The sequence below is a fragment of the Paucibacter sp. M5-1 genome (assembly GCF_027498415.2).
GTDB lineage: Bacteria > Pseudomonadota > Gammaproteobacteria > Burkholderiales > Burkholderiaceae_C > Roseateles_E.
Genome location: NZ_JAPZLM020000001.1, coordinates 5,878,323 through 5,898,631 on the forward strand (window position 1 = coordinate 5,878,323; position 20,309 = coordinate 5,898,631).

Below are 20,309 nucleotides of genomic sequence, written 5' to 3' on the forward strand. Positions count from 1 at the left end.
AAACCCGAGCGAGCGAGAGCATCACCATGAATCTCAATCTGAACGACCCTGACAGCATCATCGCCTGGTGGCGCGAGTTCCCAGAGCGCCACTGGGACTATCTGGATGTATTCGCCAAGCAGCCGCAGTTTATGGCGGCGGTGCGCCAGGCTCGCTCGCGCATCCGCAGCGACCCGCAACTCGCGCCCATCCTGAACCGGGCGGTGAGTTCTGGCGCGGATCGCCGGCGCGCGATGGCGGCCTTGCTGACGCGCGCGCGTGACATCGAGGTCGACGATGACGCTTTCGACCCCGGTGCCTACGGTTCGCACTGAGCTCGGCGCCTCCCACGTTTTTACCTTGCAGTTGCCGGGCGTTTGTTCTTCACGACCCGCGCGTTTAGCCCGACGGCCTTCCGAGGCCGTCGGGTTTTTTTGCTTTCCAGACCGTTCAGCCGGCCCTGCCGGTCCGTCAGGAAGCGTGCTCATTGGTTTCCGATTGAGCACCTACCGGTATCTTGCGTGGACATCCGTTCAGGCCGGCGTCGATGGATCCGATGGCAAGGCCCATTGCAGGCAGAACGCCACGCCGCGCCCGTCAATGCCTGCGCCCAGCTCGATGTCGGCGTCAATCCGTCGCGCCGCCGATCTGACGATCGCTAGGCCAAGACCGGACCCGTTCTGCCCGTCATGGGCACCACGCACAAAGCGTTCGAACAGCCTGTCCTGTAGTGCCGGGGCAATGCCCGGACCATCGTCCCGGACCTCCAGCCGCATGCGCCCGGCCTGTCGTTCCAGCTGCAGCTCCACCCGCCCTCCGACCCGACCGTAGCGCACGGCATTGCTGACGAGGTTGTCGATGATCGATTCGAATGCCTGCTGCGGACCGCGGCAAGGGGCCTGGTCCGGGCCCCGGTAGCTGAGCTCGATGCCGCGGCTGCGCGCCTCGGCCGCCTGGATCGCAAGACTGTCGCGAGCGATATCCGCCAGATCCACGGAGGCGGCCTCATGTGGGCCCTCGGCATCGAGCCGCGCCAGCGCGAGCAACTGCCCCACCAGGCGACCGGCCCGTGCGATGCCCTGGTCCAGCCGCTGCGTGGCCCGATGGCGCTCCTCGGCGCTGCTGCTGTGGATCCAGCGGTCGCGTTGCGCGCTGATCACCGCGAGCGGCGTGCGCAGCTCGTGGGCGGCATCCGCCAGAAAGCTGCGCTCGCGCTGCAGCAGGGCATGCAGCCGGGCCAAGGTGGTGTTGAGCTCGCGCACCAGCGGTTCCAGCTCGGCATAGCGAGCCGTCACGCGCAGCGGTGCGAGATCCCCGGGGCGGCGCTGCGCCAGTTCGCTGGACAAGCGGCGCAGCGGCCTCAGCCCGGAATGCACCGACAACCACACCGGCAACAGGACCAGCGGAAAGGCCACCAGCAGCGGCTGCAGCAAACCCTCGCGACTGATCATCACCGAGTCGAAATTCAGCCGCCGGCTGCGCGTCGACTGGGTCACGACGATGCGGTAGCGCCCATCGGCGGATTGCGTCCGGTAGGCCCGATAGGTCTGCGCGCCGGCAAGGTTCGCATAGCCATCCGGCCCGTCCGGAACCTGCTTTGGCCCGGCGCCGGCACGGGCCAGCAAACGCCCTTGCGAATCCAGCACGATGAAGGCCAGGAAACCCTCCGGATAGCCGAGCACTTCGCTGTCGCTGGCGATCTTTGCACCCAAGCCTTCCAGCATGGCGACCAGACGGCCCTCGTCGTCCGTCGCCGCCTCGGTCAAGCGCGTCACGCCCTGGGCCAGGGCCAGCATCTCGCGGTCGAAGCTGCCCGACTCCTCGGCATAGACCATCCAATGTCCGAGGGTGTAGATGGCCCCCCAGACCAGGACACAGGCCAGCAACAGCGCCAGCCACAGCCGCTTGGCGATGGACGGCCGCAGGCCCACTTTCACAACGGGCCTGCCATGCCGTAGCCGACGCCGCGCACCGTGCGGATGCAGTCCTCGCCCAGCTTGCGGCGCAGATTGTGGATATGCCATTCGAGCGCACTGAACTCCAGCGCCTCGCCCAGCGGTGCTACAGCGCGCACCAAGCGATGCTTGGTCACCACGCCGCCGCCATGCCTCGCCAGTTCGGCCACGATGGCGAATTCGCGTGGCGACAGCGACACCAGTTCCTCGTCGGTGCGCACCTCGCGGCGCCCCATATCGATGCTGATACTGCCCAGTGTCCAGATGCTGGAGGCCTGCCCGGCCGCCCGTCGCGTGACGGCCCGCACGCGGCTGGCCAACTCGGCGGCCTGCACCGGCTTGATGACGTAGTCGTCCGCCCCCGCATCGAGGCCCGCGACGCGCGCCTCCAGCGCATCACGGGCCGTCAGCAGGATCACGGGCAAAGCCAGGGCAGCGCGCCGCCACTCCCTGAGCAGCGTCAAGCCCTCGCCATCGGGCAGCCCGAGGTCGAGGACGGCGCAGACATAGGGCATGGATTCGTCCGCCGGACCGCACAGGGCACGCGCCTGAGCGAGGGTGCGCACCCATTCGCTGCTCAGCCCATGAGCCTTCAGCGCTTTCTGCAGGTCTGCGCCGAGGTCCAGATCGTCTTCGACCAGAAGAATGTGCATTCAGGCTCTCCAAGCGATGCCAGGCGCAGCTTATGCCAATGCTGTGAAGGCGGCCCAAAGGCGAAGCAAAGGAAGTCGCCCCTAGAGTGCGGCGGTTCTTGAGTCAGCCAGCCCCAAAACAGCCCGGGGCATTCCGAACCTTCAAGCTACGAGGCCCATCATCATGCTCATCTCACGCGCAATGCTCGGCGCTGCCCTGCTGCTGCCGACCCTGTTTCTGGGTTGTGGCGGCGGCAACGACGCGGACTTGGCCACGCCACCGCTTGACCGCAAGGCGGTTCAGGCCCTGGTGGACAAGGCTGTACCTGCGGAGGCGCTGCCGGGAGCCCTGGTGGCGGTGCGGGAGGCTTCCGGACCTACGCTGGGTTTCGCCGCGGGTCGCGGCCGGATCGAGCCGGCTGCCGCCCTGCGAGCCGAAGCCCGCTTTCGCGCCGGCAGTGTGCTGAAGCTGTTGATCGCCACGGTGGTGCTGCAACTGGTCGAAGAGGGCCGCCTCTCGCTCGCAGCGCCGCTTGGCGAGCTGCTGCCGCCGGACCGCGTCGGACGGTTCAATTACAGGGGGCAGATCACGCTGGAGCAGCTGCTGAACCACAGCAGCGGGCTTGGCGATACCGCCACCGGCGCGGCGCACGATGCCGACGTACTGAGTCATCCCGGCAAGTTGCGCAGCGAGCAGGACTATCTTGACGCCGCGCTGCTGGAGCCGCAGCAGCCCCCCGGTGCCCATGCCTACGCCAACACCAACTACATCCTGCTTGGCCTGATCATCGACCGGGCCGCAGGCCGGAGCTGGCGCGCCGAAGTGCGCCAGCGCTTGTTTGCCCGCTTGGGCATGCGGGACTCCTCGCTGCCGGAACCCGCCGACCTGGAGATGCCGGCACCGTTCGCGCACGGCTACGAGTCGGTCGAGGGTGTGGGGCTGGTGGATGTCAGCCGAATCTCCCCCTCGATGGCCGGGGCTGCCGGTGGCCATGCCCTGGTCACCAGCACGGCAGACCTGGCGCGCTTCGCGGCCGCGCTGTTTGGCGGAGCGCTCTATCGATCTCCGGCCACGCTGGAGCGCATGCTGCGCTTTGTGCCCGCCGAGCCGATCGGCGACATGGACTACGCCTACGGCCTGGGCGTCATGCGCCACCAGTTGCCGGACGGCAGGGTATTCCTCGGGCATGGGGGCGCCAGCGCCGGCTATTCCTGCGCCATCCTCTACGATCCGAGCCGCCGTCTCGTCGTGGTGGCCGCCCGCAACGGATCCGATCTGGGCTCGACCTATCTGGACCTGGCGCTGCCGGTGGCCCGCTATCTGCAGCAAGAACGCTGATGGGCGCTGGTGGGCCGTCGGGTCGAAACTGCTGCAGCCTCTTCCCAAGGCAAAGATCGCGTGGTGGAGAGGAGGAGGATCGAACTCCCGACCTCCGCATTGCGAACGCGGCGCTCTCCCAGCTGAGCTACCCCCCCGACGCGAAAAAAGTATAGCAATCGCCGCGCAGTGTGGGGCCGGGCGGCACTGCGGGTTTTCGGCGAGAGCGCGGGTGGGCTGGGCTGGGGGACACTTGCGGCCATCTCGGTCCGCAACGACAAGCAAAGGATGACCCATGGCCGACCACGCTCCCGAGTGGTTTGACACGCAGTACGACAACCGGGCCCGTGTGGCCGACAGCGCGCAGATCCTCGAGCGCTGGACGCGGGCGGCGCAGCTGTCGCGCGAGAAATCGGCGTGCCGGCTGGACCTGGCTTACGGCCCGCATGCCAGCGAGCGCCTGGACCTGTTCCCGGCCCAGACCGAGCACTCGGCGCTGGCCCCGGTGCTGGTGTTCATCCACGGCGGCTACTGGCGGGCGCTGGACAAGGCGGATCATTCCTTCCTGGCCCCGGTCTTCACCGACGAGGGGGCGATGGTGGTGATCCCGAACTACGCGCTGTGCCCCGGCGTCAGCATGGAACACATCCCGCTGCAGCTGGTGCAGGCCCTGGCCTGGGTCTGGCGGCATGCGGCCGAGCATGGCGGCGATCCGAACCAGATCGTGCTGGTCGGCCATTCGGCCGGCGGCCATCTGGCGGCGATGCTGGCCTGTTGCGACTGGAAGGCGGTGGCACCGGATCTGCCGCGCCATCTGGTCAAGGGCGTGCTGTCGATCTCGGGCCTGCATGATCTGGAACCGCTGCGCCAGGCGCCGTCCTTGCAGCGCGATCTGCGCCTGGATGCCGATGCGGTGCGGCGCCTGAGCCCGGTCAATTTTCCGGCGCCCGACGAGACGCCGGTGTACTGCGTGGTCGGGGCCAAGGAGAGCGAGGAGTTCAAGCGCCAGAACGGCCTGCTGCGCCAGGCCTGGGGGTCGCGCAGCGTGCCGGTCTGCGAGGAGGTGCCAGGTCTTGACCACTTCAGCATCCTGCACGACCTGGCCAACCCGGAAGGCCGCAGCCATCAGCTGGCGCGCAAGTTGCTGGAGTTGCGCTGGTACAGCGGCCTGTTGTAGTCCTCAGGTCGCCATGTATCGCCCGGGCCGGTGATTGACCGCCAGCGCCGCGTTGATGGCCGCCATGCCTAGCAGCGACAGGCCGATGCGGTCGGCCGGCACAAAGGCGGTCGAGGCCAGCAGGATGAGCGCGTCCAGGCCGGCCTGCACATAGCCGGCGCGCCAGCCGTAGCGCTCCTGCAGATACAGCACCAGCACATTGAGCCCGCCCAGGCTGGCGCGGTGGCGAAACAGGATCAGCATGCCGGCGCCGATCAGCAGGCCGCCGGCGATGGCGCCGAACCAGGGGTTCAGATCGGCAAAGCGCAGCCAGCGCGGCAGCAGCTCGGACAGCAGCGACATCAGGCTTACCGCCAACACGGTCTTGACGGTGAAGGCCAGTCCCAGCCGGCGATAGGCCAGCCAGTAGAAGGGCAGGTTCAGCGCGAAGAACAGCGCGCCGAAAGGCAGGCCGCTGCCGTAATGGATCAGGAAGGCGATGCCCACCGTGCCGCCGGTCAGCATGCCGGCCTGCTTGAACAGGGCCACGCCCAGCGCGACGAACAAGGTGCCGGTGATCAGCGCCTGCGCGTCCTCGAACAGGCTGTGACGGAAGCTGCGGCTGCTCAGCCTGGCATTGCTCATTCGACGATGCCGCTGAGGAAGAACTTGATCACGCCCTTGGCCGCGAAGCCCACCAGGCCAAAGCCCAGGCCCAGCAGCAGGATGAAGGTGCCCAGCTTGCCGGCCTTGGACTCGCGGGCCAGCTGCAGAATGATGAAGACCATATAGAGCATGAAGGCGGCCACGCCGAAGCTCAGGCCGAAGGTCGCGATCTGCTCCTCGCTATAGCCGAACATCGCCGTCAGTCCTTGGGGCTCACCAGATCGCGGTAGGCATGCCAGCTGGCATGGCCCAGCAGCGGCAGGATCACGATCAGGCCCAGCATCAGCGTGAGCATGCCGATCAGGGTCAGCCCCATGATCAGCAGGGCCCACAGCGCCACCGGCGCCGGATGCTCGAGCACGACGCGCCAGCTGGTGAACACCGCGGCCAGCACCGAGACGCGGCGGTCCAGCAGCATCGGGATTGCGACCACGCTGGAGGCGAACACCGGCGCGGCCAGCAGCGCCCCCAGCCCCAGCCAGGCCTCGAACAGCAGCGACTGTTCGCTCAGCACCACCTGGCGCAGAAAGTCCAGCGGCTTGGCGATGGCGCCGGGGGCGAACACCGTGATCAGCGAGGCCGAGGTCAGCACCCAGCCGCTGCCGGCCAGGGCCAAGAGCAGGCCGAACAGGATCAGCCGCCCGTCATGCGGCCGCCAGGCCTGCAGCACGGTGCTCCAGCCGGGACGCTCGCCACGCTCCAGCGCACGGCTGATCGCATAAAGCCCGGTGGCCAGGATGGGGGCGACCAGCAGAAAGCCGCTGAAGGCGCCGGCCAGCAGCCAGAAACGTTCGCGCGCCAGCCAGAAGATCAGGCTCCCGCCGGTGGCCATCAAGAGGCCATGGGCCAGCGAGGGGCCCGGGCAGCGGCGCAGATCGGCCAGACCGCGCGCCAGCCAGCCCAGCGGGCGCAGCAAGGGGATGGGCTTGACGCCGAAACGGCGCGATTCCTGCAGGGCGTGTTGGGTTCGCATCGAGGATCCGATAGTGCCAGTGCGAGTGTGCACCCGTCTTGACCTGGATCAGGTCGGCAGTTGTCGTGCCAGGTCTTGCAGCGCCGCCGGCTCGGCGCTGGCCAGCTCAAGCCGGCGCGCCTGGGCCAGCTGCGGAAAATGGCCTTGCAGCGAGCGCTCGTAGCCGGGGTCGTAATGCTCGCGCATCAGCGCGGCGAACAGCGTGGCCCAGTCGCCGGCGCGGGCCTGGGCCTGCCAGCCACGCACCGTGTCGCGGCCGCGCAGTGTGATCAGGCCATCGATCAGGGCGCAGAAGCCCTCGGGGTCGGCACGGAAATGCTCATAGTCCTGCAGCAAGAGCTCGACCCGCGCGGCCTCGGGCAGCTCCAGCCACAGGCAGGGGCTGGCGCGCATGCGCTCATGCAAGGCCTCGGGCACGCGCAGCTGGCCGATCTTGCGGCTCTCGCTTTCGATGTAGATGGGCCTGGATTTGTCGAGCGCGCGCAGGCGCAGCCACAGCAGGCTGTCGAAGCGCTTCTGGCTCGGCTGGGGCTGGCCGGGTAGGCCGCCCAGCACCGAGCCGCGATGCGCGGCGCAGGCCTCCAGATCCAGCACCTGGGCGCCCTCGGCGGCCAGGGCCTGCAGCAAGCGCGTCTTGCCGCTGCCGGTGCGGCCGCACAGCAGCCGCAGCTGCAGGGCTGCCGGCCATTGCGCCAGGTCCTCGCGCACCTGGGCCCGGTAGGCCTTGTAGCCGCCTTGCAGCTGGCGTGCCTTGAAGCCGATCTGGCCGAGGAACCAGGTCATCGCGCCGGACCGTTGACCGCCGCGCCAGCAATAGACCAGCGGCCGCCAGCTCTTGGGCAGCGGCGCCGAATGGGCATCCAGATGGGCAGCGATATTGCGCGCCACCATCGCCGCGCCGATCTTGCGGGCCTCGAAGGGAGAGCTCTTGTAGAGCGTGCCGACGACGATGCGCTCCTCGTTGCTGAGCACCGGCCAGTTCAGTGCGCCGGGCAGATGGTCCTCGGCGAACTCGGCCGGCGTGCGCACATCGACGATGGCATCGAAGCGGCCCAGCTCGGCCAGCGCCTCGGGCGCCGCGACGACATGGGAGGGCAGGGTGCTCATGAAGGCAGCGAGACGGCGTCCAGCAGCTCGGTTTCGATCTGCAGCTGGGCCTTGTTCTGCTGCAGCGCGGCGCCGTCGACCAGAAAGGTGTCCTCGACCCGCTCGCCCAGGGTCGAGATCTTGGCCAGCTGCAGATTGATGCCGTGCCGGGCCAGCACGCGGGCGATTGCATAGAGCAGGCCGGCGCGGTCGCTGGTGCTGATCGAGAGCAGCCAGCGCTGCGCGCGTTCGTCGGGCCGCAGCGCGATGCGCGGCGTGAAGGGGAAGGACTTGACCCGGCGCGACAAGCGGCCGCGCTTGGGCTCGGGCAGCGGCCCCTCGGCGTTCAGCGCCTCGCCGAGCTTGGCCTCGACCAGGGGCACCAGATCGCGGTGATGCGATTCAAGGTCGGAGCTGGTGACCTGGAAGGTGTCCAGCGCATAGCCCTTGCGGGTGGTGTGGACCTTGGCGTCCAGGATGTTGAAGCCGGCGCCATCGAAATAGCCGCAGATGCGGGCGAACAGGTCCTGGCGATCCGGTGCATAGACCAGCACCTGCAGGCCTTCGCCGATCGGCGAGGGGCGGGCGCGCACGATCGGGGTGGCGGCCTGCACATGGCGCCACAGCGAGCGCGCATGCCAGGCCAGATCGCCGGCCTCGTGGCGGGCGAAATAGCTCAGCTCCAAGGTGGCCCACAGCGGCGCCTCGGTATCGGGCAGCATCGAATGCAGGGCCAGCTTCTCGCGCGCCTCCTGCTTGCGGGCCTCGATATCGGCCGCCAGATTGGGCTTGGCGCCGCCGAGGGCGCGCAGCGCCAACCGGTACAGGTCCTCCAGCAGCTTGCCCTTCCAGGCATTCCAGACCTTGGGGCTGGTGCCGCGGATATCGGCCACCGTCAGCAGGTACAGCGCGGTGAGGCGACGCGCATTGCCCATCTTCTGGGCAAAGGCGGCAATCACCTCGGGGTCGGACAGGTCTTCCTTCTGCGCCACCCGGGACAGGGTCAGGTGTTGCTCGACCAGGAACACGACCAGCGCGCTGTCCTCGCGCGACAGGCCATGGTCGCGGCAGAAGCGCCGGGCCTCGACCGCGCCGAGGTCGGAGTGGTCGCCGCCGCGGCCCTTGGCCACATCGTGGAAGAGGGCGGCGATATAGAGCAGATAGGGCTTGTCGAACTGCGCGGCCAGCTGCGAGCAGAAGGTGTACTCGTGCGCATGCTCGGGGATGAAAAAGCGCCGCACATTGCGCAGCACCATCAGAATGTGCTGGTCCACCGTGTAGACATGGAACAGGTCGTGCTGCATCTGGCCGACGATGCGGCGGAACACCCACAGATAGCGGCCCAGCACCGAGGTCTGGTTCATCAGCCGGAAGGCATGGGTCTGCCCTTCCGGCTGCTGCAGGATCTGCATGAACATCGCGCGGTTGGCCGGGTCGCGGCGGAAGGCGCCGTTCATCTGCTCGCGGGCGTTGTAGAGCGCGCGCAAGGTGCGCGCCGACAGGCCCTTGATGCCGGGCGTCTGCTGGTAGACCAGAAAGGTCTCGAGAATCGCGTGGGGCTCGCGCTCGTAGAGATCGTCGCTGACGACCTCCAGCATGCCGGCGCGCTCCATGAAGTGCGCATTGATCGTGCGGCGCAGGTCTTGCTGCGAGCCGTTGATCTGCTCCTCCAGGTTCAGCATCAGCACCTGGTTGAGCTGGCTGACGGCCTTGGCGGCCCAGTAGTAGCGCCGCATCAGCACCTCGGAGGCGCGCTGGCCCGGGCTGTTCTCGTAGCCGAAGCTCAGCGCGACGGCGGTCTGCAGATCGAACACCAGCCGGTCCTCGCGGCGACCGGCCACCGCATGCAGGCGGCAGCGGATCAGGTTCAGCAGGCCCTCGTTGCGCTGCAGCTGGCGGCTCTCGAAGGGCGTGATCAGGCCGCGTTGGGCCAGCGCACGCCAGGTCTTGCCCAGGCCGGCGGCCCGGGCGATCCAGATCAGCAGCTGCAGATCGCGCAGGCCGCCGGGGCTTTCCTTGCAGTTGGGCTCCAGCGAATAGGGCGTGTCGTCGTATTTGGTGTGGCGCTGGCGCATCTCCAGCGTCTTGGCGCGCAGGAAGGCACGTGCATCCATGGCCTGGCCGAGCGCTTTCTCAAAGCGCTTGAACAGCGGCCGGGCGCCGGCCAGCGGGCGGGCCTCCAGCATCGCGGTCTGCACCGTGACGTCGCCGGCCGCTTCCTGCAGGCATTCGCCCAGCGTGCGCACCGAGGAGCCGATCTCCAGCCCGGTGTCCCAGCAGGCGGTGATGAAGGCCTCGATGCTGCTCTTGACGGCGCCGGGCTGGTGGGCCTCGCAGCCGTCGGGCAGCAGCAGCAGCACATCGACATCGGAGTAGGGAAACAACTCGCCGCGGCCATAGCCGCCGACGGCGGCCAGGCAGGCCCCGGCCGGCATGCCGGCCTGGGCCCACAGCGTCTGCAGCAGCGCGTCGACCTGGCGCGCCAGCTGGCGCATCAGCGTGTGGGCGGCCGTGACGCTGGCCTTGTGTTGCAGGAAGTCGGCGATCAGCGCCTGCTTGCCCTGCTTGAGCTGGCGGCGCAGCTCGGCGATGTCCAGGGTCGTGCCGCCGCCGGGCGTAGCGAGCATGGGCTCAGCCGGCGGTGATGAAGGCGGGGGGCGGCGGGCTGCCTTCGGAGAGCGTGAAGATCTCGTAGCCGGTCTCGGTCACGAGCACCGTGTGTTCCCACTGGGCCGACAGCGAGCGGTCCTTGGTGACGATGGTCCAGCCGTCGCCGGTTTCGCGGATCTCGCGGCGACCGGCATTGATCATCGGCTCGATCGTGAACACCATGCCGGGCACCAGCTCGTCGAGCGTGCCGGGGCGGCCGTAGTGCAGCACCTGCGGTTCTTCATGGAAGACCTGGCCGATGCCGTGGCCGCAGAACTCGCGCACCACCGAGAAGCCGGCGTTCTCGGCAAAGGTCTGGATCGCGTGGCCGATATCGCCCAGGCGCGCGCCCGGCTTGACCTTGGCGATGCCCTTCCACATGGCCTCGTAGGTGAAGGCGCACAGACGCTTGGCCGCGATCGAGCCCTCGCCGACGACGAACATGCGGCTGGTGTCGCCATGCCAGCCGTCCTTGATCACGGTGACATCGATATTGACGATGTCGCCGTTCTTCAGCGGCCGGTCGTTCGGGATGCCGTGGCAGACCTGATGGTTGATCGAGGTGCAGACCGACTTGGGGTAGGGCGTGTAGCCCGGCGGGCAGTAGTTCAGCGGTGCCGGGATGGCCTTCTGGACATGGACGATATGGTCGTGGGCCAGTTTGTCGAGCTGCTCGGTCGTGACTCCGGGCTTCACATGCGGGGTCAGCATGTCAAGCACCTCGGAGGCCAGGCGTCCGGCAATGCGCATGGCTTCGATATCGGCGCCGGATTTGATCGTGATCGTCATGCGCGGATTATCTCAGACCGCTTTTACCTCTCACGCCGTCCAGGCAATCAGGCCGCTCCAGGCCGTGGCGAGAATCACGATGCCGAACACGATGCGATACCAGGCAAACACCTCGAAGCTGTGGCTGGCGATATAGCGCAGCAGCCAGCGCACGCAGATCCAGGCGCTGACGAAGGAGAACAGCAGGCCCACGCCGAACATCGGCGCATCGCTGAGCGCCAGCAGCGCGCGGTCCTTGTAGAGGCTGTAGGCGCCGGCGCCGATCAGGGTCGGAATGGCCAGGAAGAAGGAATAGTCGGTCGCGGCCTTGCGCGACAGGCCGAACAGCATGCCGCCGATGATGGTGGCGCCCGAGCGGCTGGTGCCCGGAATCATCGCCACGCACTGGGCCAGGCCCACTTTCAGGGCGTCCAGCGGCGTCATGTCGTCGACATGCTCGATGCGCACGACAGCCTGCTTGCGCCGCTCGGCCCACAGGATCACGAAGCCGCCGACGATCAGCGCGATCGCCACCACGGTGGGGGTGAACAGATGGGCCTTGATCGCCTTGCCCAGCAGCAGGCCCAGGATCACGGCCGGCGCGAAGCCGACCGCCACATTGATCAGAAAGCGCCGCGAACGGGCCTCGCTGCCCAAGCCGACGGCCACCTCGCGCAGGCGCTGCCAGTAGACCAGGATGACCGCGAAGATCGCGCCGGTCTGGATCGCGATGTCGAAGACCTTGCTCTTGGCGTCGTCGAAACCGAGCAGGGCGCCGGCCAGTATCAGGTGGCCGGTCGAAGAAATCGGCAAAAACTCGGTCAGGCCTTCCACCACACCCATGATGGCGGCCTTGATCAACAGCACTGCGTCCAACACTCACTCCCTGCTTGATTGGGCCCGCATGATAACGGCGCCCCATGACAGCGCCGCTTGCAAGAACGGGGCCCGGACAAGCCGCGATTGACCGGCGGATAGCTGCTGCGTACATTACTGACCAGTCAGTCAGTACAAGCCGCATGCCGCCGTCCCCCGCCCCGACCCCCTCCGCCAGCCCCCGCCAGCGCCGCAAGGAAGCGCGGCCGCAGGAGCTGCTGGAGGCCGCGCTGGCCCTTTTCATCGAGAAGGGCTTTGCCGCCACGCGCTCCGAGGAGGTGGCCGCGCGCGCCGGCGTGTCCAAGGGCACGCTGTATCTCTACTACCCCAGCAAGGAAGAGCTGTTCAAGGCGGTGGTGCGGGCCAATCTGGCCAGCCATATCGCCGAGGGCATGCAGATCGCCGCCCAGCACCAGGGCAGCATGGCCGAGCTGCTGGCGCTGGTGCTGCGCGAATGGTGGCAGCGGGTCGGCCTGGGGCCGGCCGGCGGCATCAGCAAGATCATGATGGCCGAGGCGCGCAACTTCCCGGAGCTGGCGCAGTTCTATCTGGACGAGGTCATCGTGCCGACCCATCAGCTGCTCGGCGGCCTGGTGGCGCGCGGTATCGCCAGCGGCGAGTTCCGGCCGGTGCCGGTGAACGAGACCGTGCAGGTGCTGATCGCCCCGATGCTGCAGATGGTCTTGTTCGAGCACTCCTTCGGGGCCTGCCAGATGCTGAGCCCAGCGATACAGCCCGAGGCCGTGCTGGCCGTGCAGCTGGACCTGATGCTGCGCGGGCTGCTGAGCCAGCAGCCCGGCAGCCAAGCCAGGGACAGCGAGCGATGACAGCGGGCCGCAAGTTCAAGCTCCTGCTGCTGGGCCTGGCGCTGCTGGCGCTGGTCCTGGTGCTGCTGTCGCGGCGCGACAGGCCGGCGGCGCCACCGGTGACGGCCAAGAGCGGCGCGGTGCTGGAACTGGGCGCGCTCGATGTGGCCAGCGCCACGCGCCAGCGCTTTGCGCGCAGCCTGGCGCTGTCGGGCGGCTTGAAGGCGCTGGATCTGGCCCTGGTCAAGGCCAAGGTGGCGGCCGAGCTGAAGACGCTGACGGTGCGCGAGGGCGACCCGGTGCGCGCCGGCCAGCTGCTCGGAGAACTGGACGCCACCGAGCTCGACTGGCGGCTGCGCCAGGCCGAGCAGGGCGCGGCCGCCGCCAAGGCTCAGCAGGAAATTGCCCGCCGCACGCTGGACAACAACCGCGCCCTGGTCGGCCAGGGCTTCATCTCGGCCACCGCGCTGGAGTCCTCGGCCTCCGGCGAGGCGGCGGCCCAGGCCAACTGGCTGTCGGCCCAGGCCGCGGTCGAGCTGGCGCGCAAGGCCCGCGCCGATGCGCGGCTGATCGCGCCGATCAGCGGCCAGGTCTCGCAGCGCCTGGCCCAGCCTGGTGAGCGGGTGCCGCTGGACGGCCGCATCCTGGAGATCGTCGATCTGAGCCGGCTGGAGCTGGAAGCGGCGGTGCCGGCCGAGCAGATCGCCGGCCTGCAGATCGGCGCGCTGGCTCAGCTGCAGGTCGAGGGTCAGGACTTGCCCGTGCAGGCCACGCTTTCGCGCATCAATCCGGCCGCCCAGGCCGGCTCGCGCGCGGTGCTGCTCTATCTGCGGGTCGAACCCAAGCCGGGGCTGCGCCACGGCCTGTTCGCGCGTGGCAGCCTGGTGCTGGATGCCCGCGAGGGGCTGGTACTGCCGGCCGATGCGCTGCGCATCGACAAGGCGCGGCCCTATGTGCTGCTGGTGCGCGAGGGCCGGGTGCTGGTGCAGACGGTGGAGCCGGGCCGCAGCGGCGAGGTCGACGGGCAGCCGGTGATCGAGATTGTCGGCGGCCTGGGTGAGGGAGCCCAGGTGCTGCGTGGCGCGACCGGCCAGGTGGCCGAGGGCACGGCGGTCAAGCTGATGCCGGCCGCCGTGCGCTGACCGCCCATGTGGTTCACCCGCGTCTCGATTCAGAACCCGGTGATGGCCGTGATGGTCATGCTGGCCTTTGTCGTGCTGGGCTTGTTCAGCTACCAGCGCCTGTCGGTCGACCAGTTCCCGAATATCGACTTCCCGACCGTGGTCGTGCAGATGGACTATCCGGGCGCCTCGCCCGAGATCGTCGAGAGCGAGGTGACCAAGAAGGTCGAGCAGGCGGTCAACACGGTGGCCGGCATCAGCACGCTGACCTCGCGCAGCTACGAGGGCAGCTCGGTGGTGATCGTCGAGTTCAATCTCGATGTCGATGGCCGCAAGGCGGCCGAGGATGTGCGCGAGAAGGTCGCGCTGATGCGACCCACGCTGCGCGACGAGGTCAAGGAGCCGCGCATCTCGCGCTTTGATCCGCAGAGCGTGCCGATCTTCAATGTCGCTGTGCTGTCGACCGATGGCTGTCCGGCGCCGGGCCGCCCCAAGCCGGACGCGCCCCCTCGGGGGGCAGGCATCGCCAGCGATGCCGTGGGGGCTTCATGCCTAAGCACCCAGGAGCTGACGACCTGGGCCACGCAGGTGCTGCAGAAACGGCTGGAGAATGTGCGCGGCGTCGGCTCGGTCAGCGTGGTCGGGGGGCTGCAGCGCCAGATCCAGATCCAGCTGCGGCCGGCCGCGATGGAGGCGCTGGGCATCACGATGGAGCAGGCGCTGGCCGCCGTGCGCAGCGAGAACCAGGAGCTGCCGCTGGGCAATATCCGCTCGGCCGTGCAGGAGCGGGTCGTGCAGATCAATGCGCGGCTGAAGCGCCCCGAGGATTTCCGCGACATCGTCGTCGCGCGCAAGAACGGCGCCTCGATCAAGCTCTGGCAGATCGCCGATGTGGTCGATGGCCCGCAGGAGATCGAGAGCCTGGCGCTCTACAACGGCCAGCGCACGGTGCTCCTGAGCGTGCAGAAGAGCCAGGGCGAGAACACCATCGCGGTGGTCGACGGGCTGCAGCGCGCGCTGGCCGAGGCGCAAAGCCTGCTGCCTGCGGGCCTCAAGACCGAGGTCAACCGGGACAACTCGCGCGCCATCCGTGTCTCGGTGGCCAATGTGCGCCAGACCCTGATCGAGGGCGCCGCGCTGACGGTGCTGATCGTGTTCCTGTTCCTGAACAGCTGGCGCTCGACCGTGATCACCGGCCTGACGCTGCCGATCGCGCTGATCGGCACCTTTTTGTTCATGTACCTCTTCGGCTTCACGATCAACAACATCACGATGATGGCGCTGAGCCTGTGCGTGGGCCTGCTGATCGACGATGCCATCGTCGTGCGCGAGAACATCGTGCGCCATGTGCAGATGGGCGCCAGCCCCAAGCAGGCGGCGCTGGACGGCACGCAGGAGATCGGCCTCGCGGTGCTGGCAACGACGCTGTCCATCGTCGCGGTGTTCCTGCCCATCGGCTTCATGGGTGGCATCGTCGGCAAGTTCTTCCACGAGTTCGGCATCACCATCGTCGCGGCGGTGCTGATCTCGATGTTCGTCAGCTTCACCCTGGACCCGATGCTGTCCAGCGTCTGGCATGACCCGCAGGCGCATGGCAGCGGCCCGCCGGTGACTTGGTATGACAGGACCATAGGCCGGGTGACCGGTGCCTTCGAGCGCTTCACCGACTGGCTGTCGGCGGGCTATCAGACAATCCTGGCCTGGTCGCTGGCCCACAAGGGCCTGACCCTGCTGGTGGCGCTGACGACCCTGCTGCTGAGCTTTGCGCTGCTGGGCGGCATCGGCAAGGAGTTCGTGCCCAAGGCCGATCTGTCCGAGACGCAGGTCAATTTCTACACCCCGGTCGGCTCCTCGCTGGAGGTCACCGAGGCGCGCGCCCGGCAGATCGACGCGCTCTTGCGCGAGCTGCCCGAAGTCCGCTACACGGTGACGACGATCAACAGCGGCTTCGCGGCCGGCAAGATCTATGGCGCGATCTATGTGCGGCTGACGGATCGCAAGGACAGACAGCGTAGCGTCAACGATCTGGTCACGCCGCTGCGCGACAAGCTCGCGACGATACCGGGCATCACGGTCACCAATATCGGCCAGACCGATCTGGGCGGCGGCAAGAGCCTGCAGTTCTCGATCCAGGGCGCCGACCTGAAGGAGCTGGAGCGCCTGTCCAAGAGCGTGATCGCGCGGTTGCAGCAGATCCCCGGCCTGGTCGACCTGGACAGCACGCTCAAGCCCGACAAGCCGACCGTGGCCATCGAGGTCAAACGCGAGGCCGCCGCCGATGCGGGGCTGAATGTCAATGCCTTGGCGGGCTCGCTGCGCACCTGGCTGGCCGGCACGACGGTGGGCAACTGGCGTGCGCCCGATGGCGAGAACTACGACGTGCTGCTGCGACTGGCGCCCCAGGGGCGTGACAGCCTGGCCGATCTGGCGCAGTTGCCCATCCCGGTGGCGCCGGCCGCCGACGGCGCGGCGCGGGTCGTGCGCCTGTCCCAGGTGGCCGAGATCCGGCCCTCGACCGGCCCCAACCAGATCAACCGCCGCGACCTGAACCGCGAGATCACGATAGACGCGAACGCGCTGGGCCGCAGCTCGGGCGAGGTCTCGGCCGATATCAAGAAGGTGCTGGACGACACCGCCTTCCCGCCCGGCTACCGCTACAGCTTCGGCGGCTCGACCAAGAATATGAACGAGTCCTTCCAGTACGCGGTCGGCGCGCTGGCCCTGGCCATCGTCTTCATCTACATGATCCTGGCCAGCCAGTTCAAGAGCTTTCTGCAGCCGCTGGCGCTGATGAGCTCGCTGCCGCTGACGCTGATCGGCGTGGTGCTGGCGCTCCTGGCCTTCCGCTCGACCTTGAATATGTTTTCCATCATCGGCATCGTGATGCTGATGGGTCTGGTGACCAAGAATGCGATCCTGCTGATCGATTTCGCGATCCGCGCCCGCGAGGGCGAGCATGGCCACGGGGTTGACAGCGAGCCGATCGGCCGCGAGGCGGCCCTGCTGCGCGCCGCCCAGGTGCGGCTGCGGCCCATCCTGATGACGACGCTGGCGATGATTTTCGGCATGGTGCCGCTGGCTTTTGCGCTCAGCGAGGGCTCGGAGCAGCGCGCGCCGATGGGGCAGGCGGTGATCGGCGGGGTGATCACCTCCTCGCTGCTGACCCTGGTGGTGGTGCCGGTGATCTATTGCTATCTGGATGATCTGTCGCAGTGGGCGCGGCGGCGCTGGCAAGGCCAAAGCGTGGCGCCGCCGAAATAGAATCCGCGCTGCAGTCAGAAAGACCGTCTTCGAGGAACCTTATGAACGTCGAACAAGCCCGCTTCAATATGATCGAACAGCAGATCCGCCCCTGGGATGTGCTGGACCAGGGCGTGTTGTCGCTGCTGGCCCTGGTCAAGCGCGAGGACTTCGTGCCGCCGGCCCACCGGGCGCTGGCCTTTATGGACACCGAGATCCCGCTGCCGCATGGCGGCGCGATGCTGGCGCCGCGGGTCGAGGCCCGGCTGCTGCAGGAGCTGAAGGTGGCGCGCCACGAGAAGGTGCTGGAGATCGGCACCGGCGCCGGCTATCTGACGGCCCTGCTGGCCCACAAGGCGCAAAGCGTGATCAGCCTGGAGGCCGATGCCCAGCAGGCCAAGCTGGCGACCGAGACGCTCAAGCGCAACGGTGTCAGCAATGCCAAGGTGCGCGAGGGCCATGGCGCCCAGGGCCTGGCCGCCGAGGCGCCGTTTGATGTGATCCTGCTGGCGGGCTCGGTGGCCGAGGTGCCGCAGGCCCTGCTGGACCAGCTCAAGCCCGGCGGCCGGCTGGTGGCCATCGTCGGCGAGCTGCCGGTGATGCGCGCCACGCTCTACACCCGTTCGGGTGCGGGCTTCAGCAGCACGGTGCTGTTCGACACCGTCGCGCCGCGCCTGCCCGGCTTTGCCGAGCACACCGCTTTCTCATTCTGAGCCAGCGCATGCCGCAGCAGCTGTCGATTGAAGCCGCGCGGGCTCTGTGCGCCGGCGGGGCGTCCGGCCAGGCGCCGCTGCTGCTGGACGTGCGCGAGCCCTGGGAGGCCGCGCTGGCCAGCATCCGGCTGGACGGGATGGCCAGCAAGCTGATGCCTATGGGGCAGGTGAGCGCCCGCCTGGCCGAGCTGGACCCGGCGCAGCCTGTCGTCGTTTATTGCCATCATGGCGTGCGAAGTCTGCAGGTCGTCGCATTCCTGGAGCGTCAGGGCTTCGAGTCGGTCTATAACCTCGCCGGCGGCATTGACGCCTGGTCCTGCGAGGCCGATCCGTCCGTGCCCAGATATTGACCCTAGCACCCGAAGTGCCGGCCCAGGCCTTCACAAACACTCATCGCAAGCCAAGGAAGCCTCATGTTCGCTGATCAGAAAATGAAGAAGAAGACAAGCCCGCATTCGCGCATGAGTTCTTCATTGACCCGACTGTCACTGTGCGTGGCCCTGGCTTTCGGTGCTGCGGCCAGTGCCCAGGCGCAAAGCCTGCTGGAGCTCTACGAAGCCGCGCGCGTCTATGACGCCGGCTATCTGGCCGCCCGGGCCCAGGCCGACTCGGCGATCTACAAGGCCGAGCAGGCCAATGCGCTGGACCGGCCCACGCTGGGTCTGGGCGTCAGCGGCACGCATCTGCAGAGCGATCCGCCGACGGTCTATGGCGCCGGTGGCGCCAAGGTGGCCGGTGACCGGGTTGGATCGAGCACGGTGCAGGCCGGCCTGCGGGCCAACTATGCGCTGTACAACCGCAGCAACAAGATCACGATCGAGCAGGCCAAGCGCGGGCTCAATGTCGCCCAGGCCGATCTGGAGATTGCCGAGCAGGACCTGATCGTGCGCGTCTCGCAGGCCTATTTCGATGTATTGGCAGCCGGCGATGTGCTGTCGACGACACGGGCCAGCAAGGCCGCCATCGCCGAGCAGCTGGCCTCGGCCAAGCGCAATTTCGAGGTCGGCACCGCCACCATCACCGACACCCGCGAGGCCCAGGCCCGCTTCGATGTGGAAAGTGCCCGCGAGCTGGCGGCCGACAACGATCTGCGCATCAAGCGCATCACGCTGGACCAGATCGTCGGCCGCTCCGGCGTCGAACCCAAGCCGCTGGCCGTGCCGGTGGCGCTGCCGGCCGTGACGCCCTTGACGGTGGACCCCTGGGTCAACCAGGCCGATGAGTTGCACCCCCAGGTGCGCAAGGCCCGGCTGGGCCTGGATGTGGCGGGCCTGGAAGCCGACAAGGCGCGGGCGGCGGACGGCGTGACGGTGGACCTGAGCGGCAATCTGGGCGTCAGCAATGCCCGCGGCCGCGGCGCGCAGCTGCCCGGCACGGGCGGGCAGGGCTCGGTCGCGGTGGAGATGAATCTGCCGCTCTACACCGGTGGCTACAACAGCAACCGCATCAAGGAAACCCTGGCGCTGCAGGAGCGCTCGCGCAATGACCTGGAGTTTGCTCGCCGCACGGTGGCCGAGGGCACGCGCCGCGCCTTCTTCGGCGTGCAGTCGCTGGCCGCCCAGGTCAAGGCTCTGGAGGCCGCCGAGTCGTCCAGCAAGCTGGCGCTGGAAGCCACCCAGCTGGGCTACAAGGTCGGCGTGCGCGTCAACCTCGATGTGCTGAACGCCCAGAGCCAGCTCTATGCGACCCAGCGCGACCTGGCCAAGGCCCGCTACGACGTGGTGCTGACCGGCCTGCGCCTGCGCCAGGCCGCTGGCCAGCTGCGCCCCGAGGATGTGGCGGCGGTCAACACGCTGCTGGCCAAGTAAGAAGGCCAGGCCCTCAGGCCTGGGGACTGCGCCGGCGCCGCTTCGCGGTGGCCGGCGTTTGCTTGTCCGGTGCGGCTGAGTTGGCCGGGGCGAGCAGCGGGGCCGGGCGCAGCGGCGCGTTCTCGCGCACGCTCTTCAGGATGATGGCGGTGGAGGTCTCGGCCAGCGCGCAGTAGCGCTGCAGCACCTGCTCCAGATGGGCGACATCGCGCACCGCGATCTCGAGGATCCAGCTGTCCTCGCCGGTCACATTGAAGGCGGTCAGCACCTCGGGGCTGGCCTCGACCGCCTGGCGCACCCGTGCCTCGTCGGCCCGGCCCACCCGTATCACCGCACGGATCGCATAGCCGAGGCGGGCGCTGTCGACCACGGCGCGGTAGCCGCTGATCACGCCGACCTCCTCGAGCCTGCGCACCCGCTCGGTGACGGCCGGCTGGCTCAGGTGCACACGCCGGCCCAGCTCGGCCATGCTGAGGCGGGCATCGGCCTGCAACTCGGCCAAAATGCGGCTGTCATGGTGGTCCAGCGTGTAGTCCATTGATTTGCAGGTCAAATGCCTGAAT

Annotated in this window: 19 protein-coding genes and 1 tRNA gene; 9 read left to right on the top strand and 11 right to left on the bottom strand. The window is 68.2% G+C overall.

Going from position 1 to position 20,309, the window contains the following annotated elements; genetic code table 11:
* Positions 1 to 26 precede the first annotated feature (26 nt).
* Positions 27 to 314, top strand: a complete 288-nt coding sequence (locus tag O5M90_RS27785; protein WP_269840754.1) for a hypothetical protein — start codon at positions 27 to 29, stop codon at positions 312 to 314.
* 198 nt (positions 315 to 512) lie between these two features.
* Here the strand turns inward: O5M90_RS27785 and O5M90_RS27790 are convergent, their stop codons facing one another.
* Both O5M90_RS27790 and O5M90_RS27795 read right to left on the bottom strand, forming a co-directional pair.
* The gene (locus O5M90_RS27790; protein WP_269840753.1) at positions 513 to 1,916 is read right to left on the bottom strand and encodes an ATP-binding protein; all 1,404 of its coding nucleotides are present in this window, start codon (positions 1,914 to 1,916) and stop codon (positions 513 to 515) included.
* On the bottom strand, positions 1,913 to 2,587 hold the full coding sequence (locus O5M90_RS27795) for a response regulator (protein WP_269840752.1): 675 nt from the start codon (positions 2,585 to 2,587) through the stop codon (positions 1,913 to 1,915). Before O5M90_RS27795 ends, O5M90_RS27790 begins: the two co-directional genes overlap by 4 nt.
* 163 nt (positions 2,588 to 2,750) lie before the next feature.
* Between O5M90_RS27795 and O5M90_RS27800 the strand changes: the two genes are divergently transcribed.
* Complete coding sequence (locus tag O5M90_RS27800; protein WP_440402492.1) at positions 2,751 to 3,905, top strand: serine hydrolase domain-containing protein; 1,155 nt, start codon at positions 2,751 to 2,753, stop codon at positions 3,903 to 3,905.
* 61 nt (positions 3,906 to 3,966) lie between these two features.
* On the opposite strand, the gene O5M90_RS27805 is transcribed toward O5M90_RS27800, so the two are convergent.
* Positions 3,967 to 4,042, bottom strand: a tRNA-Ala gene (locus O5M90_RS27805).
* A gap of 137 nt (positions 4,043 to 4,179) precedes the next feature.
* On the opposite strand from O5M90_RS27805, the gene O5M90_RS27810 reads away from it, so the two are divergent.
* Entirely contained in the window at positions 4,180 to 5,061 is an 882-nt protein-coding gene (locus O5M90_RS27810; protein WP_269840750.1) for an alpha/beta hydrolase, read from the top strand.
* A gap of 3 nt (positions 5,062 to 5,064) precedes the next feature.
* On the opposite strand, the gene O5M90_RS27815 is transcribed toward O5M90_RS27810, so the two are convergent.
* From O5M90_RS27815 to O5M90_RS27845, 7 genes are read right to left on the bottom strand one after another with little or no spacing between them, the layout of a single operon-like run.
* Entirely contained in the window at positions 5,065 to 5,685 is a 621-nt protein-coding gene (locus O5M90_RS27815) for a YitT family protein (RefSeq protein WP_269840749.1), read from the bottom strand.
* A complete protein-coding gene (locus O5M90_RS27820; protein ID WP_137942419.1) occupies positions 5,682 to 5,900 on the bottom strand; it encodes a DUF2788 domain-containing protein in 219 nt (72 codons plus the stop codon). The genes O5M90_RS27815 and O5M90_RS27820 overlap by 4 nt, the downstream gene beginning before the upstream one ends.
* 5 nt (positions 5,901 to 5,905) lie before the next feature.
* Entirely contained in the window at positions 5,906 to 6,679 is a 774-nt protein-coding gene (locus O5M90_RS27825) for a DUF2189 domain-containing protein (protein WP_137942420.1), read from the bottom strand.
* Positions 6,680 to 6,727: 48 nt separating this feature from the next.
* Positions 6,728 to 7,786 carry a tRNA 2-selenouridine(34) synthase MnmH gene (gene mnmH / locus O5M90_RS27830; RefSeq protein WP_269840748.1) on the bottom strand — a complete coding sequence of 353 codons (1,059 nt, stop codon included), beginning with the start codon at positions 7,784 to 7,786 and terminating at the stop codon, positions 6,728 to 6,730.
* Positions 7,783 to 10,392 carry a [protein-PII] uridylyltransferase gene (locus tag O5M90_RS27835; protein ID WP_269841090.1) on the bottom strand — a complete coding sequence of 870 codons (2,610 nt, stop codon included), beginning with the start codon at positions 10,390 to 10,392 and terminating at the stop codon, positions 7,783 to 7,785. The genes mnmH and O5M90_RS27835 overlap by 4 nt, the downstream gene beginning before the upstream one ends.
* A gap of 4 nt (positions 10,393 to 10,396) precedes the next feature.
* On the bottom strand, positions 10,397 to 11,203 hold the full coding sequence (map, locus tag O5M90_RS27840; RefSeq protein ID WP_137942423.1) for a type I methionyl aminopeptidase: 807 nt from the start codon (positions 11,201 to 11,203) through the stop codon (positions 10,397 to 10,399).
* A gap of 30 nt (positions 11,204 to 11,233) precedes the next feature.
* Positions 11,234 to 12,058 (bottom strand): undecaprenyl-diphosphate phosphatase, encoded by an 825-nt coding sequence (locus O5M90_RS27845; protein WP_269840747.1) that lies wholly within the window; start codon positions 12,056 to 12,058, stop codon positions 11,234 to 11,236.
* Positions 12,059 to 12,201: 143 nt separating this feature from the next.
* Between O5M90_RS27845 and O5M90_RS27850 the strand changes: the two genes are divergently transcribed.
* From O5M90_RS27850 to O5M90_RS27875, 6 genes are all read left to right on the top strand, one after another.
* Positions 12,202 to 12,885 carry a TetR/AcrR family transcriptional regulator gene (locus O5M90_RS27850; RefSeq protein WP_269840746.1) on the top strand — a complete coding sequence of 228 codons (684 nt, stop codon included), beginning with the start codon at positions 12,202 to 12,204 and terminating at the stop codon, positions 12,883 to 12,885.
* The gene (locus tag O5M90_RS27855; RefSeq protein WP_269840745.1) at positions 12,882 to 14,006 is read left to right on the top strand and encodes an efflux RND transporter periplasmic adaptor subunit; all 1,125 of its coding nucleotides are present in this window, start codon (positions 12,882 to 12,884) and stop codon (positions 14,004 to 14,006) included. The genes O5M90_RS27850 and O5M90_RS27855 overlap by 4 nt, the downstream gene beginning before the upstream one ends.
* A 6-nt stretch (positions 14,007 to 14,012) precedes the next feature.
* Entirely contained in the window at positions 14,013 to 17,246 is a 3,234-nt protein-coding gene (locus tag O5M90_RS27860; RefSeq protein ID WP_269840744.1) for an efflux RND transporter permease subunit, read from the top strand.
* Positions 17,247 to 17,287: 41 nt separating this feature from the next.
* The gene (locus O5M90_RS27865) at positions 17,288 to 17,938 is read left to right on the top strand and encodes a protein-L-isoaspartate O-methyltransferase family protein (protein WP_269840743.1); all 651 of its coding nucleotides are present in this window, start codon (positions 17,288 to 17,290) and stop codon (positions 17,936 to 17,938) included.
* An 8-nt stretch (positions 17,939 to 17,946) separates the two neighbouring features.
* Positions 17,947 to 18,288 carry a rhodanese-like domain-containing protein gene (locus tag O5M90_RS27870; protein ID WP_269840742.1) on the top strand — a complete coding sequence of 114 codons (342 nt, stop codon included), beginning with the start codon at positions 17,947 to 17,949 and terminating at the stop codon, positions 18,286 to 18,288.
* 111 nt (positions 18,289 to 18,399) lie between these two features.
* The gene (locus tag O5M90_RS27875; protein WP_269840741.1) at positions 18,400 to 19,746 is read left to right on the top strand and encodes a TolC family outer membrane protein; all 1,347 of its coding nucleotides are present in this window, start codon (positions 18,400 to 18,402) and stop codon (positions 19,744 to 19,746) included.
* Positions 19,747 to 19,759: 13 nt separating this feature from the next.
* Here O5M90_RS27875 and O5M90_RS27880 read toward each other — a convergent pair whose 3' ends face one another.
* Positions 19,760 to 20,284 (bottom strand): Lrp/AsnC family transcriptional regulator, encoded by a 525-nt coding sequence (locus O5M90_RS27880; RefSeq protein ID WP_262968133.1) that lies wholly within the window; start codon positions 20,282 to 20,284, stop codon positions 19,760 to 19,762.
* Between the last annotated feature and the right edge of the window lie 25 nt (positions 20,285 to 20,309).